This window comes from Micrococcus sp. TCR-5 (assembly GCF_052220525.1).
GTDB classification, from domain to species: Bacteria; Actinomycetota; Actinomycetes; order Actinomycetales; family Micrococcaceae; genus Micrococcus; species Micrococcus luteus.
Genome location: NZ_JBQPDO010000005.1, coordinates 68944 through 88622, shown reverse-complemented (window position 1 = coordinate 88622; position 19679 = coordinate 68944). Strand labels below are relative to the sequence as shown.

Sequence of the window (19679 nt, the reverse complement as noted above, 5' to 3'; positions counted from 1 at the left end):
GGTCACTCTGCGGACGCAGAGCGCGCGCGGCCCCGCCGCGCTGTTACCGTGACCTCCACCACTCGCACCTGTCCCCGGCGCCACTCCCTGGCGGCGGGGTGTCTCTGTTAGGAACCGCCATGCCCTCCACCTCCCCCGACGGCCCCCCGCGCCGACGCACGGGGATCGGCCGGATCGTCTTCAGCGTGATCGCGGTGCTCACCGTGCTCGCGGCCTCCGCCTTCTCCATCCGCTCGGCTTCGGGAGGGAACGACATCCGCACCAACCTGACCCTCATCGCCCCCGCGGCCGCCGGCGGCGGCTGGGACTCGTTCCAGCGCGAGCTGCAGCAGACCATGCGCGTCAACGGGCTCGTGAACAACGTCCAGGTGGTCAACATCCCCGGCGCCGGCGGCAACATCGCCCTCGGTCAGCTGACCACGCTCGAGGACGCGAACAACCTCATGGTGGGCGGCACCGGCCAGATCGCCGCCCACGCGGCCCGTGGCACCGGCCCCGAGCTCTCCCAGGTCACCGCGGTCAGCCGCGTCGTCGAGGAGTACAGCCTCGTGGTGGTCCCGGCGGACTCGCCGTACCAGAGCATGGACGACCTGGTGACCGCCTGGCGCGCCGATCCCGCCCACGTGGCGTGGACCGGCGGCGGCTCCTTCGACCAGCTCGTCATGGCGGACATCGCCCGCACGGCCGACGTGCCGGTCGCGGACACCACCTACATCCCGTCCGACGGCGGCGGTGAGGCCATCCAGGCCCTGCTCAACGGCACCGCCCAGGCCTCCGCCGGCGGCTTCGCGGACATCTACCCGCAGGTCGAGGCCGGCCGACTGCGCGCCCTCGGCGTGGTGGCGGCCGAGCCGCTGGCCGGCGTCGAGGAGATCCCGACCCTGAGCTCCCAGGGCTACGACGTCACGCTCACCAACTGGCGCGCCCTGTTCGTGCCCCCGGGCGTCTCCGCGGAGGAGCGCACCGAGCTCGAGGCCCTCATCGCCGAGGCGGTCGACACCCCCGAGTGGAAGGAAGCGGTGCAGCGCAACTACTGGAACCCCGTGCCCCTCTCCGGCGCCGAACTCGAGGAGTTCATCGCCGCCGAGAAGGAGCGCATCGGCACGCTGACGGAGGAGATCAAGTGAGCCACGCATCCACCGTCCCCCCCGCCGCCGACGCCCCCTCCCGCTGGGGACGCGCCGCCGGGCTCTCCGCGCTCGTCATGCCGGCCGTGCTGGCCGCGTTCAGCCTCTACCTGCTGCTGGGATCCCTGGCCATGGACACCGACGGCGCCGACTTCCCCGGCCCGGACTTCTTCCCGCTGATCCTCGCGGTCGCGGGCCTCGTGATCGCCGCCGCGCTCGCAGTGGAGGTCGTGCGCGTGCGCCAGGCCCCCGAGGGTCAGGCCGACGCGGACGGCGAGGTCGGCCAGGCGGCCGGCCCGCTGACCCTGTTCCACTCGGACTTCGGCGCGCTGGCCTGGTGCTTCCTCGGCTTCCTCGCGTTCGCCGTCCTGCTGCCCTGGCTGGGGTGGATCCTCGCCGGGGCGCTGCTGTTCTGGTGCGTCACCCGCGCGTTCGGCGCCCCGCACCCCGTGTTCGACATCCTCGTCGCCCTGTTCGTCTCCTCGCTGGCCTACCTCGGCTTCGCGGTGGCCCTGGGCCTGACCCTGCCCTCGGGCATCCTGGGAGGTGGCTTCTGACATGGAGACCCTCGGACTCCTCATGGAGGGCTTCGCCGGAGCCCTCACCCCCATGAACCTGCTCTGGGTGGTGCTGGGCTGTCTGCTCGGCACCGCGGTCGGCGTGATGCCCGGACTGGGCTCCTCGATGGCCGTGGCCCTGCTGCTGCCCATGACCTTCGCCCTCGAGCCCACCGCCGCGTTCATCATGTTCTCCGGCGTGTACTTCGGCGGCCTCTTCGGCGACTCCACCATGGCCATCCTCATGAACACCCCCGGCCAGGCCTCGGCCATCGCCTCCACGTTCGAGGGCCACCGCATGGCCCAGGACGGCCGGGCGGCCCAGGCCCTGGCGACGGCGGCGCTCGGCGCCTTCATCGGCGGCATGGTGGCCTCGGTGTGCGTCGTGTTCCTCGCCCCCGTCCTGGCGGAGTTCTCCACGAGCTTCGGGCCCGCGGAGTACTTCGCGCTCGCGCTCTTCGCGTTCGTGGCCACCTCCTCGGTGGTCGCCGACTCGGTGCTGCGCGGCCTGGCCTCCCTGGTGCTGGGACTGGGCATCGCCGTCGTCGGGATCGACGCGGTGACCGGCACCGAGCGCTTCACGATGGGCTCCCCGCAGCTGTTCGACGGCATCCCGCTCGTGACCGTCACGGTGGCGATCCTCGCGCTCGGCGAGGTGTTCCACGTGGCCTCCCGGGTGCGCCGCGAGCACGAGGACCTGCGCATCCGTCGCACCGGCCGGCCGTGGCTCTCGGGCGCCGAGTTCCGCGAGGCCGCCCCGGCGTGGCTGCGCGGCACGGCGATCGGCCTGCCGTTCGGCATCGTGCCGGTGGGCGGCTCCGAGGTGCCGACGTTCCTGGCGTACTCGGCCGAGCGGCGCCTGGACCGGCGCCGGGCGCATCCACAGTTCGGCCGCGGCGCGATCCGCGGGCTGGCGGCCCCGGAGGCCGCGGGCAACTCGACCACCGGCATGGCGATGGGTGCCCTGCTCACGCTCGGCCTGCCCGTCTCCGCGACGGCGGCCATCATGCTGGCGGCGTTCCGCCAGTACGGGCTGCAGCCCGGCCCCCTGCTGTTCGACCGCAGCCCGGACCTCGTGTGGGCGCTGCTGGCGAGCTTCTTCATCGCGATGATCGTGCTGCTGGCGATCAACCTGCCGTTCGCGCAGCTGTGGGCCAAGCTCCTGCTCATCCCGAAGCACTACCTCTATGCGGGGATCACGCTGTTCTGCGGGCTGGGCATCTACGCCACCACGGGCGCGGTGTTCGACCTGCTGATGCTCCTGGGGATCGGCGTGCTGGGCTTCCTGATGCGGCGGTACGGCTACCCGCTGGCGCCGCTGATGATCGGCATGGTGCTCGGCCCGCTCGCGGAGACCAGCCTGCGAGACGCCCTGCTCAGCTCGGTCGGCGACCCGGCCGTGCTCGTCTCCACCCCCATCACGTGGGTGATCTACGGGATCCTGGCGATCGTGCTGGCGTTCTCGGTGCGGGCCGCCGTCGTGCGCCGGACGCGTCAGGACGTGTGAGCGGAGGCGGGATCCGCACCCCCGAAGGCAACGCGGGTTGAGTTGTCACCGGTGTGCGGCCTCCGCACCCATGACAACTCAACCCGCGTTTCTGGTGGGCGGCGGCCCCGCTCAGTAGTGGTACGTGTCCGACGGCGCTGTGATCGCGTTGTCCTGGTCCGGGTACCGCGTGGAGTGCACCCCGAACGCGGTGGCCAGCCCGAGGATCTTCTCCGCACGCGCCTTGCGGGGCAGGTCGGAGCCGTTGCGGATCTCGCCGCCGTCGGCCTCGAAGTCCGCAAGGAACTCGTGGGCCCACGCCAGCTCCTCCTGGGACGGGCTGAGCCCCTCGTTCACGGCCGCGCACTGCTCCGGCGCGAGGCACAGCTTGCCGGTCATGCCGAACTCCGCGGTCACCGCCGTCGCCTCGGCGAGCTTCACGCCGGTGGAGCCCACGGTCGGCCCGTCGATCGCGCCCGGCAGCCCCGTGGCCCGCGCCGCGATCGTGAACTGGGACCGCGTGTACGCCAGCGCCATCGGCGACTCGCCCAGGCCGGTGTCGCGGCGGAAGTCGCCGATCCCGAAGGCCAGCCGGAACGTGCCCTTCGCGGCGGCGATCGAGTCGATCCGCTGCAGCCCGCGCGCCGTCTCCACGAGCGCCACGACGGGCACGCCGGGCAGCCGTCGGGCGGTCTCGTTCACGTGGTCCGTGGACTCCACCATCGCCAGCACGACGCCGGCCAGGCCGCCCTCGGAGACCGGCCCGCCCAGGTGCGCGGGCAGGGCCGCGGCGAGCGCCTCGACGTCCTGCTCCCACCACCGCGAGCCGTAGCCGTTGAGCCGCACCCAGCCGGTGTGCCCGGAGGTCAGCCAGGCGACGGCGTCCCCGCGGGCCTGGTCCTTGTCCTTGGGGGCCACGGCGTCCTCGATGTCGAGGATGACGATGTCCGCGGCCGAGTCCTCGGCGGGCTGGAACCGTTCGGGCTGGGCGGCGTTGACCAGCAGCCAGGAGCGGGCGAGCTCCGGGTCGATGCGCTGGCCGGGCACGGGCTGGAACGCGGGGGAGGGGGTGATCGCGGCGGGCAGGGTCACGGTCATGAGGGGCTCCTTCACGGGGCTGGGGCGTCGGGCCGACGTCGCGGGCGGGGTGCCTCGCGCGGCGGACGGCCGGGGGACGGACCAGGTGGGCCCTGAGCGAGCGGCGTCGGTTCGACGCCGAAGGGCGCCGCGGGTGTGCGGCGCGTCCACAGCACAGTACACGCCACCGTGTCCGACGTCACCCGGGTGGGCGTGGATCTCGGCTCAGAAGGGGTGACGGGTGCGGGGGGAGCGCGTAGCGTTCATCGCGGTCCGGACGGCGTCGGCCGCGCAATGGGGCGCGGCCCTCCGCGCGTCGGTCGGGCCGCGACACATCCCTTCCCACCGGACCACGAGGACGCTCAATGACGAGGATCCCCGCCGAGGACGAGGCCGTGACGGCCCCGTCCTCCCCGCTCGACAACGCCCTGGCCCAGCTCTCCGCCGCCGTGAAGACGCTCGGCTACGACGAGGGCCTGCACCAGATGCTCGCCGCCCCCCGCCGCGAGATGGCCGTCTCCATCCCCCTGCGCCGCGACGACGGCTCCACCGAGGTGCTCCGCGGCTACCGCGTGCAGCACAACTTCTCCCGCGGCCCGGCCAAGGGCGGCGTGCGCTTCAGCCTGGACGTGGACCTGGACGAGGTCCGCGCACTGGCCATGTGGATGACCTGGAAGTGCGCCCTGCTGGACGTGCCCTACGGCGGCGCCAAGGGCGGGGTGACCATCGACCCGCGCCAGTACTCGAAGGCCGAGCTCGAGCGCGTCACCCGTCGCTACACCTCCGAGATCCAGCCGATCATCGGCCCCGAGGTGGACATCCCCGCCCCGGACGTGGGCACGAACGAGCAGACCATGGCCTGGATGATGGACACCTACTCGGTGAACGTCGGCCACACCACGCTCGGCGTGGTCACCGGCAAGCCCGTCTCGCTCGGCGGCTCGCTGGGCCGCGCCTCCGCCACCTCGGCGGGCGTGGTCCACGTGGCGCTCGCCGCGCTCGAGCACCTCGGCATCGAGCCGTCGCGGGCGACGGCCGCGGTCCAGGGCTTCGGCAAGGTCGGCGCCGGCACGGTCGAGCTGCTCGAGGCGGCCGGCGTGAAGGTCGTGGCCGTGTCCGACCAGTACGGCGCCGTGCGCGACGAGGGCCTGCACTACGACGCCCTGCAGAGGCAGCTCTGGGACACCGGCTCCGTGAAGGACACCCCCGGCACCGCGCCCATGGACGCGGACGAGCTGCTCGAGATGGACGTGGACCTCGTGGTCCCGGCCGCCGTGCAGTCCGTGCTGACCGAGGAGAACGCCCCGCGCGTGCGCGCCCGGCTGGTGGTGGAGGGCGCCAATGGCCCCACCACGGGCGAGGCCGACCGCATCCTCTCCGAGAAGGGCGTCCTGGTCGTCCCGGACATCCTGGCCAACGCCGGCGGCGTGATCGTCTCCTACTTCGAGTGGGTCCAGGCGAACCAGGCCTACTGGTGGAGCCGCGAGGAGGTGGACGAGCGCCTGAAGCGGCGCATGGTCGCTGCGTGGCAGGCCGTGCTGGCCACCTCCGAGAGTCGCCGCGTGAGCCTGCGGGAGGCCGCCACCCTGACCGCTGTCCAGCGCGTGGCCGAGGCCCACCGCACCCGCGGCCTCTACCCGTGACGGGGGGCGGCCCCGCCGCCTGACCCCGTCCGGCCGCCCGAGCGCGGCCCCGCTGCCCGACCGCGGGCCGGCGGCCCGGAACCCCCGGAGGTTCCGGGCCGTCGTCGTGGGCGGACTCGTCCCTGATGTGCCCCCGGCCCGTGACGTCCGTCTCTATTTCGAATTTTGACGATCGAGCGTGGACGGACCGCCCGGATGATGTTTGAATTTGAAACAAGTTCGGAGGCCACGGAGCCATCGCCCCCCGCGACGACCCACCCCGGACGCACCAGACAGACCCGCTGAGAAGGGGCACCCCATGCACGCCATCACCCCCGGAACCTGGAACCTGGACCCCGCGCACTCGGACGTCGACTTCGTCGTCCGCCACGCCGGCATCTCCAAGGTCCGCGGCACCTTCCACGCCGTGGAGGGCCAGCTCGTCATCGCCGAGGAGTTCACCCAGTCCTCCGTCGAGGTGACCGTCGACGTCGCTTCCATCAGCACCAAGAACGAGGGCCGCGACGCCCACCTGCGCTCCGCCGATTTCTTCGACGTGGAGCAGTTCCCCACCATGACCTTCCGCTCCACCGAGGTCCGCGGCGAGCCCGAGGAGTTCACCCTGGTCGGCGAGCTGACGCTGCACGGCGTCACCCAGACCGTGGAGCTCGAGGCCGAGTTCGGCGGCCAGGACAAGGATCCCTTCGGCGTGACCCGCGTGGGCTTCGAGGCCACGGGCGAGATCTCCCGCAAGGACTTCGGCCTGACCTGGAACGCGGCCACCGAGGCCGGCGGCCTCCTGGTATCGGACAAGGTGAAGCTCGAGATCGGCGCCGCCTTCGTGCTGCCCGAGGCCGACGCCCAGGCCTGAGCCTGAGTCGACCTCGCGCGTCGAGACCGGGTCCCTCGATGAGGGGCCCGGTCTCCTCGTAGGGTGGGGCCCATGATGGCTTCGAAGACCCCGCACCAGAACGTCACGTTCGACCTGCCCACCAAGGACGCCGGCCAGGACGGCGACCGGACGGGCCACGGCTACCTCGCGCTGCCCGCCGCCGGGAAGGGCCCCGGCGTGATCGTGATCCAGGAGTGGTGGGGTCTGGTGGACCACATCAAGGACGTGTGCGACCGCCTCGCCGACCTCGGCTTCGTCGCGCTCGCCCCGGACCTCTACGGCGGCTGGATCGCCCACGACGGCGACGAGGCCGGCGAGATGATGCAGAACCTGCCCGCCGAGGAGGGCGCCCGCCAGCTGGCCGGCGCCGTCGACTGGCTGCTCGCCCGGGACGAGGTGACCTCGCAGACCGTGGGGGCGATCGGCTTCTGCATGGGCGGCGGCTTCGTGCTCGCCCTCGCGGCCCAGCAGGGGGACAAGGTCTCCGCCGCCGTGCCGTTCTACGGCGTGGGCCAGGGCGTGCCCGGCGACTTCTCCGGCGTCACCGCCGCCGTCCAGGGCCACTACGCCGAGCAGGACGACTCCTTCCCCGTCGAGGACGCGCGGCAGCAGGAGCAGCAGATCCGTGAGGAGTCCGGGGCCGACGTCGAGTACTTCTACTACGACGCCCCGCACGCCTTCCACAACGACGAGAACCCCCAGGGCAACCACCGGCCCGAGGCCGCGGCCCTCGCCTGGGACCGCGCCGTCTCCTTCCTGAAGGAGAAGGTCCGCTGAGCGGCTCCCGTGGCGGCCGGGGCGGGAAGTCCCGCGCGAGCAGGGGCGGCCCCGCCCGGTCCACCCGCTCCGGCGGGCGCGGCGTGGCCAAGGGCGTGAAGCCCGCGGGCCGTGCCGGGGGCGAGGGCCGGCGTCGTCCCGCGCCCGCGCCGCCGGCCGACCTGCCCGTCCCGCCCGAGACCCTCTTCCTGGCCACCATCCCCGGGGCCACGCCGTCCACGTGGGTGGAGCGGTTCACCACGCGCCAGCGCACGGTGCAGCTCGTCAACCACGACGACGCGGCCCAGCTGGCCCACCTCGCCCACGACGACGCCGGTCAGCCCCGCCACTTCCTGCCGCAGCTGGGCTACGTGCGGCGCCGGCGCGACGTGTCCGCCGAGGAGTTCCTGCGCGCCGGCGACGTCGACCCGCGGCACGTGCACCTCGTGGGCGTCTACTCCGAGCTGCCGGTGGTGTGCGTGGGCAGGGACCACCTGCTCGCCGCGTGGGACGTGGACGCGGACGGCCCGGTGCCGCCCGCCGAGCTCGACCCGGACGAGGAGCTGGATCCCGCCCGCTTCGCCCCGGCCCCCAGCGCGGAGCCGATGGACGCCGCCGAGCTGCCCGGCGCGGGCGAGCGGATGGCCCTGGAGATCGCCGCGTCCGGCGCCGGCCACGTCGTGCTGCCGATGTCCGTGGCCCGCATGTTCGGCCGCAAGGACGTGATCGTGCTGCCGCTGGCCTCCACCCTCGACGACACCGTGGGCCTGTCCCGCGCCGACCGCGAGGCCGCCGCCACGCGGTCCGCGCTCGCGGACGAGCAGGCGCGGGCCCAGGCCGAGGCGGGCGCCGCCGTCGTCGATGGGGCGGATCCCGCGGGTCAGGGCGACGACGACGCCCGCCACCCCGGCTGGGACGTCGCCCTGGCCTGGCTCAAGGCGGCCGACTCGGAGCTCGTGCAGGCGTTCGTGGGGGTGGCGCGCGGGCGGCGGGGCGCCAGCTCGCGCTGAGGGCGGGCGCGCCTATGCTCGGAATGAGCCGCATCACACTCAAGGAGGGCGCATGTCCGAGCATCAGCAGCACGTCGGCCGCCGGGACCCCCGGATCAGCGACGAGGCCATCGAGCGCGGCCGCCGCGCCCACGAGCTCGACCGCGCGCACGTGTTCCACTCGTGGAGCGCGCAGCGCGACCTCACACCCATGACCATCCTCGACGCCGAGGGGTCGTGGGTGTGGGACGGCGAGGGTCGGCCCATGGTCGACTTCAGCGGGCAGCTCGTCTTCACGAACGTCGGCCACCGCCACCCGAAGATCGTGGCCGCGATCCGGGAGCAGGCCGAGACGCTCGCCACCGTGGCCCCGCAGCACGTCAACGACGCCCGGTCCGAGGCGGCCCGGCTGATCACGGAGCGGCTGCCGGAGTCCATCAACCACGTGTTCTTCACGAACGCGGGCGCGGAGGCCAACGAGCACGCGGTGCGGATGGCACGCCTGCACACGGGCCGGCACAAGGTGCTCTCCGCGTACCTCTCGTACCACGGCGCCACGCGCCTGACGGCGAACCTGACCGGCTCCCTGCGGCGCGTGGGCTCGGACTCGGCGTCCGACGGCGTCGTGCACTTCCAGCCCGCGTACACGTACCGCTCCGCGTTCGGCTCGGAGAGCGACGAGCAGGAGGCCGAGCGCGCGCTGGCCCACCTGCGCGACGTGATCGAGCTCGAGGGCCCCTCCACCGTGGCCGCCGTGATCCTCGAGGCCGTCCCCGGCACCGCGGGCATCTTCCTGCCGCCGCCCGGCTACATGGCCGGCGTCAAGGAGCTGTGCCGTGAGCACGGGATCCTGCTGATCATCGACGAGGTCATGGTCGGCTTCGGCCGCGTGGGCGAGTGGTTCGGCCACCAGCTGACGGGCGTCACCCCGGACATCGTCACGTTCGCCAAGGGGGTCAACTCCGGGTATGTGCCGTTGGGCGGCGTCGCCATGAGCGACGACGTCTACGAGAGCTTCGCGACCACGCCCTACCCCGGCGGCCTGACCTACTCGGGCCACCCCCTCGCGTGCGCGGCCGCCGTCGCCGCGATCACCGCGATGGAGGAGGAGGGCATGGTCGCCCACGCGAAGCGCATCGGCGAGGAGGTCATCGGGCCGCGCCTGGCCGAGATCGCCGCGGCCCACCCGAGCGTGGGCGACGTGCGCGGCGCCGGCGCGTTCTGGGCCGTCGAGCTGGTGAAGGACCGGCAGACCCGGGAGCGGCTGGCCCCGCTCGGTCAGGTCGCGCCCGTGATGGGGCGGATGATGGCCGAGGCCAAGGACCGCGGGCTGCTGCTGTTCATGGCCGAGAACCGGTTCCACCTGTGCCCGCCGCTGAACATCTCGGACGAGGACCTGCGCTTCGGCCTCGACGTGCTCGACCAGGTCCTCGCCCTCGCCGACGAGGAGGTCGCGGCCGGCTGACGGGACCCGCCCCCCAGCCCCGCCCGGCCCCGCCCCAGTCCGCCCACCCCGCGTTTTCGAACGTGAAAGGGGGGTTCTCAGCGCTTTCGGTCGTGAGATTGGCCCTATCTCACGACCGAAAGTGCGCGTGGCGCGGGATCGGGGTCAGCCGAGCCGGCCGGCCTCCGAGGCCTCGAACTCCTCCTCGTCCTCGGGCACCGGCTCGGTGCCGCGGGCGCGGGCGATCGCCGTCATGAGGTGGTACACCACCAGGGCGGCGACCGTGCCGAGCGTGATGCCGCCGAACACGAGCCCGCCGACCACGAGCTGGGGGTCGGCGATCGCGATGATCAGGCCCGCACCCGCCGTCATGAGGTTCACGGTGTTGGAGAAGTCCACGCGGTTCTGCACCCAGATGCGCACGCCCATCATGCCGATCATCCCGTAGAGGATGATGCCCGCGCCGCCGGCCACCCCGGCCGGGATGGTGGCGACGGCGGCCCCGAACTTCGGCAGGAACGCGAGGGCGATCGCGGTCAGGCCGGCCACCCAGTACGCCGCCGTCGAGTAGACGCGCGAGCTGGCCATCACGCCGATGTTCTCCGCATACGTGGTGGTGCCGACGCCGCCGCCCGCGCCGGAGAGCACGGTGGACAGGCCGTCCGCGATCAGGGCACGGCCGGTGAGCGGGTCCAGGTCGCGCTTGGTCATCAGCCCGACGGTCCTGACATGGCCGATGTTCTCCGCGACCAGCACGAGCACGACGGGCAGGAACAGGGGCAGCAGGTCCCAGCGCAGCTCCGGGCCGTGGAAGGGCGGCAGCCCGATCCAGGCGGCCTCCCCGACGGCGGCGAAGTCCACCTGGCCCTGCGCGAGGGCCAGCACGTAGCCCACCACGATGCCCACGAGGATGGACAGGCGGCCCAGGAGCCCCCGGAACGTCACGGCCGTGAGCACCACCGCCAGGGCCGTGCCGAACGTGGTGACCGGCACCTCCTGCATGGCCGTCGTCGTGGCGCCGGCGAGGTTGAGGCCGATCAGGGCCACGATCGTGCCCATCACCGCCGGCGGCATGAGCGCGTGGATCCAGCCGGTGCCGGCGCGGTGCACGATCACGCCGATCACCGTGAGCAGCAGGCCCGTCACGAGGATGCCGCCGAGCGCGGCCCCCGTGCCGCCGATCGTGGCGGCGGCCGTCAGCGGTGCGATGAACGCGAACGAGCTGCCCAGGTACGAGGGCAGGCGGTTGCCCGTGATGACCAGGAAGAGCAGGGTGCCGAGGCCGGAGAAGAGCAGCGCCGTCGTCGCGGGCATGCCGGTCAGGGCGGGCACGAGCACGGTGGCGCCGAACATGGCCATCACGTGCTGCACGCCGATGCCCACGGTCCGCGGCCAGCTCAGCCGCTCGTCCGGGGCGACGACGGTGCCCGGGGTGATGGTCCGGCCGTCGCCGTGGAGGCGCCAGCCGGGGCCGCGTGAGGGCCGGGTGGGGGTGGGGGACATGGCCGCCTGCCGAGGGGTCGGGGATGGGGGTGTCGGGCGTTTCTCGGGGGCCTGGAAGCCTGCGCACAGCCCCGGTTCTGCGCCGGTGATTAGGGTACCGTGGGGCGCGTGGCTCAGTACTGTGGTGTGATCGGAGAGGCGCTCGTCGACGTCGTGGTCTCGGACACCGCGACCCCCCGCGTGCACGTCGGGGGCAGCCCCCTGAACGTGGCCGTGGGCCTGAGCCGGCTGGAGCGGCCCGTCCTGTTCGCCGGCCGCCTCGGCCGCGATGCGCACGGGGACATGATCGCCTCGCATCTGCGGGAGAACGGCGTGCGCTGCCTGCTCGAGCCGGATGCCGCCGCCACCTCCGTGGCCACCGCCCGCCTGGACCCCACGGGCGCCGCCAGCTACGAGTTCGAGCTGGACTGGACGCTGCCGCCCGCCGCCGCGCTCGCCCGGGACTTCGACGACGCCGCCGGCGGCCCGCTGCACCACATGCATGCCGGCTCCATCGCCACCATGCTCGCCCCCGGCGACGCCGAGGTGATGGCCCTGCTCGAGCGGATCTCGGCGGTCACGACCATCAGCTACGACCCCAACGTGCGGCCCACGATCGTGCCGGACCGGGCGTTCGCCCGCGCCCGCGCGGAGGAGTCCGTGCGGCTGGCGGACGTGGTGCACGCCTCGGACGAGGACATCGCGTGGCTGTACCCGGACCGCCCGCTGCGCGAGTCGCTGCAGGCGTGGCAGCAGATGGGCCCGGCGTTCGTGGTGATGACCCGCGGCGCCGAGGACATCGTGGCCGTCACCGCGCACGGCGTGGTGGAGCGCCCGATCGTGCCCGTGGACGTCGCGGACACCGTGGGCGCCGGTGACTCGTTCACCGCCGCCCTGCTCGCCGCCCTCGACGACCGCTCCCTGCTCGGCGCCGCGAACCGCGGCCGCCTGCACGCGATGGACCCGGCCGACGTCGAGTCGGTGCTGATCTACGCCTCCCGCGCGTCGGCGATCACGGCCTCCCGCCCGGGGGCGGACCCGCCCACGCGGGCCGAGCTGGCGGACTGACCCCACGCCCTCCCGTCCTCGCACGAATCTGTTGCGCATCCGACCCTTCCGGCGGGCGGGGACGCCCCCAGAAGGGTCAGAGACGCAGACGATCCCGGCCGCCTCAGAGCAGGCCCAGCCCTCGCACGGCGTCGCGCTCGGCCTCCAGCTCGGCGACGGTCGCGGCCAGCCGCCCGCCCTCACCCGGCAGCACGGACTCGTCCGGCTCCAGCCCCGGCACGATCCGCCACGCGGTGCCGCCGTCGGAGGTCACGGGGAACGAGCTGATCAGCCCCTCCGGCACCCCGTAGGAGCCGTCCGAGACCACCGCGGCCGACGTCCGGCGCGGCGCACCGTCCGCGTCCACACCGGTGCCGAGGGTCCAGTCGCGCAGGTGATCGATCGCCGCGGACGCCGCCGACGCCGCCGAGCTCGCCCCGCGCACCTCGATGATCTCCGCGCCCCGCTTCGCCACGCGCGGCACGAACTCCTCGCCCGCCCACGCCGGATCCACCACCTCGAGCGCCGGCCGCCACGTCCCGTCCACCCGCACGCGGGCGTGGGTGAGGTCCGGGAACTGGGTGGCGGAGTGGTTGCCCCAGATCGTCACGCCGGACACGTCCGTCACCGCGACGCCGGCCCGCGCGGCCAACTGCGCCACGGCCCGGTTGTGGTCCAGCCGGGTCAGCGCCGTGAAGCGCGCGGCCGGCACGTCCGGGGCGTGGGCGGCGGCGATCAGCGCGTTGGTGTTGGCCGGGTTCCCGACGACGACGACCCGCACGTCCTGCGCCGCGTGGTCGTTGATCGCCCGGCCCTGAGGCCCGAAGATCCCGCCGTTCGCCTCGAGCAGGTCGCCGCGCTCCATGCCCTTCGTGCGCGGCCGCGCGCCGACGAGCAGCGCGTGCTGGACCCCGTCGAAGGCGCGGGCCGGGTCGTCCGTGACCTCCACGTCGGCCAGCAGCGGGAAGGCCGCGTCGGCGAGCTCCATGGCGGTGCCCTCCGCGGCGCCCAGGGCGGCCGGGATCTCGAGCAGGCGCAGCCGGACCGGGGTGTCCGGGCCGAGCATCCCGCCGGCGGCGATGCGGAAGAGCAGCGCGTAGCCGATGTTGCCGGCGGCGCCGGTGACGGTGACCGTGCGGGGCGTCGTCGACGCGGGGTCCGGGGCGGTGTCCTGTGCGGTGGTCTGCTGTGCGGTGTCCACGCCCCCATCGTGCCCCCGCTCGCCCGCGGAGGACACCCCGGCCCGCCGCACGGCCCCGGCCTAGACTGAGCGCATGCCCGCCCTGCCCCTGCCCTCGCGCCGTCCGCGGATGATCGCGACGGACCTGGACGGCACCATCATCGGGTACCGGCACACGCGGTCGGGGCGCCTGAGCCCGCGCACCATCGCGGCGCTGCGGGACGCCCACGACGCCGGCGTCGAGGTGGTGTTCGTGACCGGCCGTCCCCTCCGCTGGCTCGGCCCGCTGAGCGCGCAGCTCGGCCCCGTCGGCCCGGTGATCTGCTCCAACGGCGCCGTCCTCGTGGACACCGCCACGGACGACGTCCTGATCGCCCACCCCATGCCCGTCGAGGCCGTGTGGACAGCCACGGACCGGCTGCGCGCCCTGGACCGCACCGTGTCCTTCGGCGCCGAGACCCTCGAGGGCTTCTTCTGGGAGCACGCGTTCTCCGAGCGCGCCGAGTTCCGGGCCGAGGTCCACGCGGCGGCCACGCTCGAGGCCGCGCTGCCGGGTCGGCTGGGCGTGGTGAAGCTGCTGGCCCGCTCGGACACCCTGGCCCCGGACGCCTTCCTCGCCGCGGCCCGCGCCGAGCTGGACGAGCTCGTGAGTGCCACGCACTCCGCGCCCGGCATCGCGCTCGTGGAGATGTCCGCCCCGGGCGTGCACAAGGCCGCGACCCTCGCCGAGTTCGCCGCGAGCCGGGGGGTCGCGCCGGTCGACGTCGTCGCGTTCGGGGACATGCCCAACGACCTGGAGATGCTCCAGTGGGCTGGTCTCGGCCTGGCCGTGGCCTCGGGCCATCCGTCGCTGCTGGCCGCGGCGGACGGCGTGGTCGGGGCGTGCGACGACGACGGGGTGGCCGCCACCGTCGAACGCCTGCTGGAGCTGCCCACGGACTGAGCCGCGGGCCACCCCCGGCGGGTCAGAGGAACTCGTACGGGTCGAACGCCTCGACGTCGATCACGCGCAGGCGCGGCAGGGACGAGTCGAACGCGCCCACCGCGTGCTCCAGGTCGAAGAACTCGACCCCGGGGATGCGGCGCAGCTCGTGGGAGAGGAACTCCTCGAAGCCCATGATCCCGGTGCGTCGGCCCGGCGTGGCCGCGAGGTCGGTGAGCTGGGGGGCGAAGTCGGCGTCGTGGCTGACGAGGACGACGTCGTCCTCCCGGCCCAGCAGCGCCTCCGCGGTGCGCTGGATGCCGATGTCCACGACCTTGCCCTCGCCCCGCAGCATGATCGGCTGGAAGCCGAGGGCGGTGAGCGCCTGGACGAACGGGATGGGGATCTCACCGTCGATGGCGAGGAAGAACAGGCCCTTGACCGGCTGGTCCCAGCGGTCCTCGAGGTAGCCGAGCAGGCGCTTCCAGCGTGGCCGCTCGTCGGGCTGGGGGCGCCGCTGCAGGATGGACGTGCCGAGGGTGGCGTCGATGTTCTCGCCGTCGATCAGCAGGTAGGTGGTTCGCTCGCTCACGCTCTCGAGGCTACCCGCTGGGGTGGACGTCGGTCAGCGCGCGCGGTCGAACGGGGCCGTCAGCAGGCGGACGACGCCCTCCAGCGGCCCCGCGCGGAACGGGCCGATACGCACGACGGCCCGCCACAGCAGCGGCAGCAGCAGCGCGCCGGCCACCAGCACGGCCAGGTTGAACCACGTGTCGTCCGTGCCCGTGGCGCTGCGCCACGGCCCGGGTCCGAGCCCCCGCACCCAGCCGAGGTACCACAGGTGCGCCACGTACACGGACAGCGTCATCGCGCCGGGCACGGCCAGCAGCCCGGCCCACCGCGGCGCCAGGGCCGCGCACCCGCCGAGCACGGTCAGCACGAGGCCCGTGTCCAGCAGGGCCTCCGCGGGGGTCGCCGTGTAGGGCACGGGGGCGGCGCCGGTCTGCGTCCGGGACAGGGCGAGCACGACGCCGGCCAGCGCGATCCCCCCGGCCGCCCAGGCGAGCCCCGTGAGCCGTGCGCGCCGGGCCGGGGCCGCCGTCGTCGTGCCGTGGACGGTGGCGACCAGCACCGCCCCCAGCAGCGCCCACGCGAGGAACAGGGGGAGACGGTACGGGCCGTCCGTGAGGAACGCGGAGACCCACGGGGTCAGCGTCGCGCGGCTCAGCCCGAGCGCCTGCGCGGCGGGGAGGAGCCGGTCGACGACGTCGGCCGTCGGTGTGGCGGCGAGCAGGAGGCCGCCTCCGCCGGCCAGGACGGCGAGCACGAGGTGCGCGGCGAGGGGGAGGGCGGCCAGCAGTGCCATGAGCACCGTGAGCACAGCCAGGTGCGCCAGCACGTTCACGACGGCCGCCCCGAAGAGCCCGGTCAGCCACGCCGCCCCGCACAGGGCGGCCGCCCGCACAAGCGCGCGGGGCACGGCCCGGCCACGGCCCAGCCACTCCGCCTCGAGGCGCGCGCCCACGCCCACGAGCGCCGCGAACAGGGGCGCGGTGAGGTGCTCGGAGAGGTGGAGCACCCCACCCGGGCCGCCGGCGGGCGCCGTGTGGGCGACCATCATCGCGACCAGGGCCAGGCCGCGCGCGACGTCCACCCAGACCAGGCGGCCCCGGGCGGTGTGGGTGGCGGCGGGAGCGTGGGAGGAGGGGGCGGGCACGGCGACCTCCGAGGTGGGGGACTCAGTCCAGGACGCGGGTGAGGTCGGCGTCCTCGTAGCGGACCGGCTTCGAGCCGGTGACGAGCTTGTGGCCGAGCCACAGCGCGAGGAACAGGGGCAGGCCGATGTAGGCGGTGGCCACGGCCACGAGGTCCACGTCGCCCATGAACGCCTGGTAGTTCTGCCCGAGGATCACGACGGCGCACATGACCAGCGCGACGATCGGGCCCAGGGGGAACAGGAACGCGCGGTAGGGCAGGTCCTTCGGGTCGTGGCCCTGCGCGACGTAGGCCCGCCGGAACCGGTAGTGGCTCCAGGCGATGCCCATCCACACGATGAACCCGGCCAGGCCGGAGGCGGAGACGAGCCACACGTAGGCGGCGCCGTCCCCGATGAACGTGGTCAGGAAGCACGCCGCGCCCACCACGGTGGTGGCGTAGAGGGCGTTCATGGGCACGCCGCGCCGGTTCACCTTCGCCAGGAAGCGCGGGGCCTTGCCGGAGTCGGCCAGGGCCCAGAGCATGCGGGTGGAGGCGTACAGGCCCGAGTTGCCCGCGGAGAGGATGGCCGTGAGGATCACGGCGTTCATCACGGAGGCGGCGGCGAGCACGCCCGCGTTCTCGAAGACGAGCGTGAACGGGGAGATCGAGATGTCCTCGACGTCGCTGCCCAGCAGGTGGGGGCTGGTGTAGGGGATGAGGAAGCCGACGACGGTGATCGCGCCGACGTAGAAGAGCAGGATGCGCACGAACACGGTGCGGATCGCCTTGGGCACGTTCTTCTCCGGGTCCTCGGCCTCGCCCGCGGCCACGCCGACCAGCTCGGTGCCCTGGAAGGAGAAGCCGGCCACCATGAAGATCGCCAGGATGCCGGCGCCGCCGCCCACGAAGGGGGCCTCGCCGTCCGTCCAGTTGTGGAAGCCGGGGGAGGAGCCGCCGAGGATGCCGACGATCATCAGGACGCCGAGCACCAGGAAGATCACCACGGTGGCGACTTTGATGAGCGAGAACCAGAACTCGCTCTCGCCGTAGGCGCGCGTGGAGAGGGCGTTGAGGCCGAAGAGCAGCACGAGGAAGGTCGCGGACCAGATCCACGAGGGCACGTCCGGGAGCCAGTACCGCATGATCAGGGCCGCCGCGACGAGCTCGGCGGCCACCGTGATCGCCCAGTTGTACCAGTAGTTCCAGCCGATGGCGAAGCCGAACGAGGGGCTCACGAAGCGGGTCGAGTACTCCTCGAACGCGCCGGAGACCGGCAGGTACGTGGACATCTCGCCGAGCGACTGCATCAGCAGGAACACCATGAAGCCGATGGCCACGTAGGCCGCAAGGGCGCCACCGGGGCCGGCGGTCGCGATGGTGTTGCCCGAGGCCACGAACAGGCCCGTGCCGATGGCGCCGCCCATCGCGATCATCGTCAGGTGCCGGGATTTGAGGGTGCGCCGCAGGGAGCCGCCCTCGGGGGTGATGTGGGCGGCGGAGGCGGGCGGCGTCGACGGGGACGTCCGGGGTGCGCTGGTGTCCACGGTGGCCTTTCGGTGGAGGAGCGGTCGGACGCGCGTCGAAGGCCGCGGCGTCCCACCCTGCTGCACGGTGGTAGAAGGGTATCCCGGCCGGGCGCGTCCGTCAGACGGCGGGGACGAGTTCGGCGCGCAGCGCCGCCGTGAACGCGTCCACGTCCTCCTCGGTCGTGTCGAAGCCGCACACCCAGCGCACCTCGCGGCGCGCCGCGTCCCAGTCGTAGAACCGGAAGCGGGCGCGCAGCCGGTCGGCCACGCCCTCGGGCAGGACGGCGAACACGGCGTTGGCGTCCGTGGCCTGCGTGAACTCGACGCCGGCCAGCGAGCCGTCGGCGACCCCCGCCTCGATGCCGGCGCGCAGCCGGGCGGCCATGGCGTTGGCGTGGCGGGCGGAGCGCAGGTACAGGTCGCCGTCGAACAGGGCGAGCAGCTGCGCCGAGATGAAGCGCATCTTCGAGGCCAGCTGCATCTGGTTCTTGCGCAGGTACACGAGGCCGTCCGCGGCGTCCGGGTCGAGCACGACGACGGCCTCGGCCAGCAGCGCCCCGTTCTTGGTGCCGCCGAGGGAGAGCACGTCCACGCCGACGTCGGTGGTGAAGGCGCGCAGCGGCAGGCCCAGGGAGGCCGCGGCATTGGCGATGCGGGCGCCGTCCATGTAGACGCGCATCCCGTGCTCGTGGGCGTAGTCCGTGATGGCCTTGACCTCCTCCGGGGTGTAGACCGTGCCGAGCTCGGTGGACTGGGTGAGGTAGACGACCAGGGGCTGGGCACGGTGCTCGTCGCCCCAGCCCCACGCCTCGGCGGCGATCAGCTCGGGGGTGAGCTTGCCGTCGTCGGTGGCCACGGGCAGCAGCTTGATGCCGGCGGACTTCTCGGGCGCGCCGCCCTCGTCCACGTGGATGTGCGCGGTGTCCGCGCAGATCACCGCGCCCCAGCGGGGCAGCATGGCCTGGAGCCCGACGACGTTCGCCCCGGTGCCGTTGAACATCGGCCACACGGTGGCGTCCTCGCCGAAGTGCTGGGCCACGACCTCCTGGAGGCGGGCCGTGTACACGTCCTCGCCGTAGGCGACCTGGTGGCCCCCGTTGGCCTCGGCGATCGCCGCGAGCACCTCCGGGTGGACGCCGGAGTAGTTGTCCGAGGCGAAGCCCCGCTCCTGCGGATCGTGGATCCTCTGCATGTCAGTTACGTTCCCTTCTCCTGGAGCGTGAGGACGGCGTCGTTCAGCGCGCCCGCCTCAGCCTTCCACAGTCGCGCGCACTCCTCGGCCAGCCGTTCCTCGAGCCCGGCGAGGGACTTCACGCGGAACACGACGGCCGCCGAGCGCAGCGGCGCCTCCGCGTCCCGGGCGGCCTTGGCCCAGCCCTGGGCCACCGCGCGGGTCCATGCCTCGCTCGCCGCCTTCACCGCGGTGTAGTTCGCGCCGCCGGCGAGCGGCCGGGTCACCGCCGTGGACGAGACGATCGCGAGGCGACCGGCGGACGAGGCCCGCAGGTCGTCGTCGAGGGCCCGGCTCACGTGCCGCAGCGCCGTGAACGAGGCCTCGAGGGCGCGGTAGTCCTCCTCGGACTGGCCGGCGAGGCCCCCGCCGCCGCGCCAGCCGCCCACCAGGTGGAGCAGGCCGTCGATCCGGGTGCCGCGGGCGTGCAGGTCCTCGACGAGGCCGCGGACGGCGGCCTCGTCCGTGAGGTCCAGGGCCGCGGTCTCGGCGCCGAGTGCGGCGAGGGGGGCGAGCTTCGCGGCGTCGCGCCCGGTCGCGACGACGTGCGCGCCGGCGTCGAGGAGCGTGCGCGTGACGGCCCGGCCCGAGGCGCTCGTGGCGCCCGCGATCAGGACGGCGCGGTCGGTCAGGGCGGCCACGG

At 73.7% G+C, this 19679-nt stretch carries 18 protein-coding genes; 10 read left to right on the top strand and 8 right to left on the bottom strand.

All coding sequences use genetic code 11. The annotated features are described in order from the left end of the window. Nucleotides 1–119 precede the first annotated feature (119 nt). The 3 genes from ACTSKS_RS04580 to tctA are packed head-to-tail and all read left to right on the top strand — an operon-like array spanning nt 120 to nt 3191. Nucleotides 120–1127, top strand: a complete 1008-nt coding sequence (locus tag ACTSKS_RS04580; protein WP_442927323.1) for a tripartite tricarboxylate transporter substrate binding protein — start codon at nt 120–122, stop codon at nt 1125–1127. Then, entirely contained in the window at nt 1124–1684 is a 561-nt protein-coding gene (locus ACTSKS_RS04575) for a tripartite tricarboxylate transporter TctB family protein (RefSeq protein WP_002858209.1), read from the top strand. Before ACTSKS_RS04580 ends, ACTSKS_RS04575 begins: the two co-directional genes overlap by 4 nt. A gap of 1 nt (nt 1685) precedes the next feature. Beyond that, nucleotides 1686–3191 carry a tripartite tricarboxylate transporter permease TctA gene (gene tctA, locus ACTSKS_RS04570; RefSeq protein WP_002858211.1) on the top strand — a complete coding sequence of 502 codons (1506 nt, stop codon included), beginning with the start codon at nt 1686–1688 and terminating at the stop codon, nt 3189–3191. 111 nt (nt 3192–3302) lie between these two features. Here the strand turns inward: tctA and ACTSKS_RS04565 are convergent, their stop codons facing one another. After that, nucleotides 3303–4268, bottom strand: a complete 966-nt coding sequence (locus ACTSKS_RS04565) for an HpcH/HpaI aldolase/citrate lyase family protein (RefSeq protein WP_052007077.1) — start codon at nt 4266–4268, stop codon at nt 3303–3305. Between the two features lie 344 nt (nt 4269–4612). Here ACTSKS_RS04565 and ACTSKS_RS04560 point away from each other — a divergent pair, with 344 nt between their 5' ends. The 5 genes from ACTSKS_RS04560 to ACTSKS_RS04540 all read left to right on the top strand — a co-directional run bounded on the left by ACTSKS_RS04560 (nt 4613) and on the right by ACTSKS_RS04540 (nt 9971). Next, nucleotides 4613–5890: a Glu/Leu/Phe/Val family dehydrogenase gene (locus tag ACTSKS_RS04560; protein WP_442927322.1), complete on the top strand. Its 1278-nt coding sequence runs from the start codon at nt 4613–4615 to the stop codon at nt 5888–5890. A gap of 298 nt (nt 5891–6188) precedes the next feature. Beyond that, the gene (locus ACTSKS_RS04555) at nt 6189–6740 is read left to right on the top strand and encodes a YceI family protein (protein ID WP_010079707.1); all 552 of its coding nucleotides are present in this window, start codon (nt 6189–6191) and stop codon (nt 6738–6740) included. Nucleotides 6741–6812: 72 nt separating this feature from the next. Further along, nucleotides 6813–7538 (top strand): dienelactone hydrolase family protein, encoded by a 726-nt coding sequence (locus tag ACTSKS_RS04550; RefSeq protein ID WP_159228273.1) that lies wholly within the window; start codon nt 6813–6815, stop codon nt 7536–7538. Nucleotides 7539–7621: 83 nt separating this feature from the next. Then, nucleotides 7622–8527, top strand: a complete 906-nt coding sequence (locus tag ACTSKS_RS04545) for a hypothetical protein (protein WP_036341418.1) — start codon at nt 7622–7624, stop codon at nt 8525–8527. Nucleotides 8528–8579: 52 nt separating this feature from the next. After that, nucleotides 8580–9971 (top strand): aspartate aminotransferase family protein, encoded by a 1392-nt coding sequence (locus tag ACTSKS_RS04540; protein ID WP_036316513.1) that lies wholly within the window; start codon nt 8580–8582, stop codon nt 9969–9971. A gap of 144 nt (nt 9972–10115) precedes the next feature. Here ACTSKS_RS04540 and ACTSKS_RS04535 read toward each other — a convergent pair whose 3' ends face one another. Continuing rightward, a complete protein-coding gene (locus ACTSKS_RS04535; RefSeq protein ID WP_442927321.1) occupies nt 10116–11453 on the bottom strand; it encodes a uracil-xanthine permease family protein in 1338 nt (445 codons plus the stop codon). Nucleotides 11454–11579: 126 nt separating this feature from the next. Between ACTSKS_RS04535 and ACTSKS_RS04530 the strand changes: the two genes are divergently transcribed. Beyond that, entirely contained in the window at nt 11580–12500 is a 921-nt protein-coding gene (locus tag ACTSKS_RS04530) for a carbohydrate kinase family protein (protein WP_010079702.1), read from the top strand. 103 nt (nt 12501–12603) lie between these two features. Here the strand turns inward: ACTSKS_RS04530 and ACTSKS_RS04525 are convergent, their stop codons facing one another. Beyond that, complete coding sequence (locus ACTSKS_RS04525; protein WP_442927320.1) at nt 12604–13680, bottom strand: malate dehydrogenase; 1077 nt, start codon at nt 13678–13680, stop codon at nt 12604–12606. 73 nt (nt 13681–13753) lie between these two features. Here ACTSKS_RS04525 and ACTSKS_RS04520 point away from each other — a divergent pair, with 73 nt between their 5' ends. After that, nucleotides 13754–14602 (top strand): HAD family hydrolase, encoded by an 849-nt coding sequence (locus ACTSKS_RS04520; protein WP_036316534.1) that lies wholly within the window; start codon nt 13754–13756, stop codon nt 14600–14602. Between the two features lie 22 nt (nt 14603–14624). Here the strand turns inward: ACTSKS_RS04520 and ACTSKS_RS04515 are convergent, their stop codons facing one another. From ACTSKS_RS04515 to ACTSKS_RS04495, 5 genes are all read right to left on the bottom strand, one after another. Further along, on the bottom strand, nt 14625–15173 hold the full coding sequence (locus ACTSKS_RS04515; RefSeq protein WP_002858225.1) for an NYN domain-containing protein: 549 nt from the start codon (nt 15171–15173) through the stop codon (nt 14625–14627). 33 nt (nt 15174–15206) lie between these two features. Then, nucleotides 15207–16298 carry a hypothetical protein gene (locus tag ACTSKS_RS04510; RefSeq protein WP_049146377.1) on the bottom strand — a complete coding sequence of 364 codons (1092 nt, stop codon included), beginning with the start codon at nt 16296–16298 and terminating at the stop codon, nt 15207–15209. A gap of 22 nt (nt 16299–16320) precedes the next feature. After that, a complete protein-coding gene (locus ACTSKS_RS04505) occupies nt 16321–17823 on the bottom strand; it encodes an amino acid permease (protein ID WP_036380762.1) in 1503 nt (500 codons plus the stop codon). Between the two features lie 100 nt (nt 17824–17923). Next, a complete protein-coding gene (locus ACTSKS_RS04500) occupies nt 17924–18997 on the bottom strand; it encodes a threonine aldolase family protein (protein ID WP_036380765.1) in 1074 nt (357 codons plus the stop codon). Between the two features lie 5 nt (nt 18998–19002). Then, nucleotides 19003–19677, bottom strand: coding sequence for an SDR family NAD(P)-dependent oxidoreductase (locus tag ACTSKS_RS04495; protein WP_036380768.1), 675 nt, complete (start codon nt 19675–19677; stop codon nt 19003–19005). Nucleotides 19678–19679: the final 2 nt, after the last annotated feature.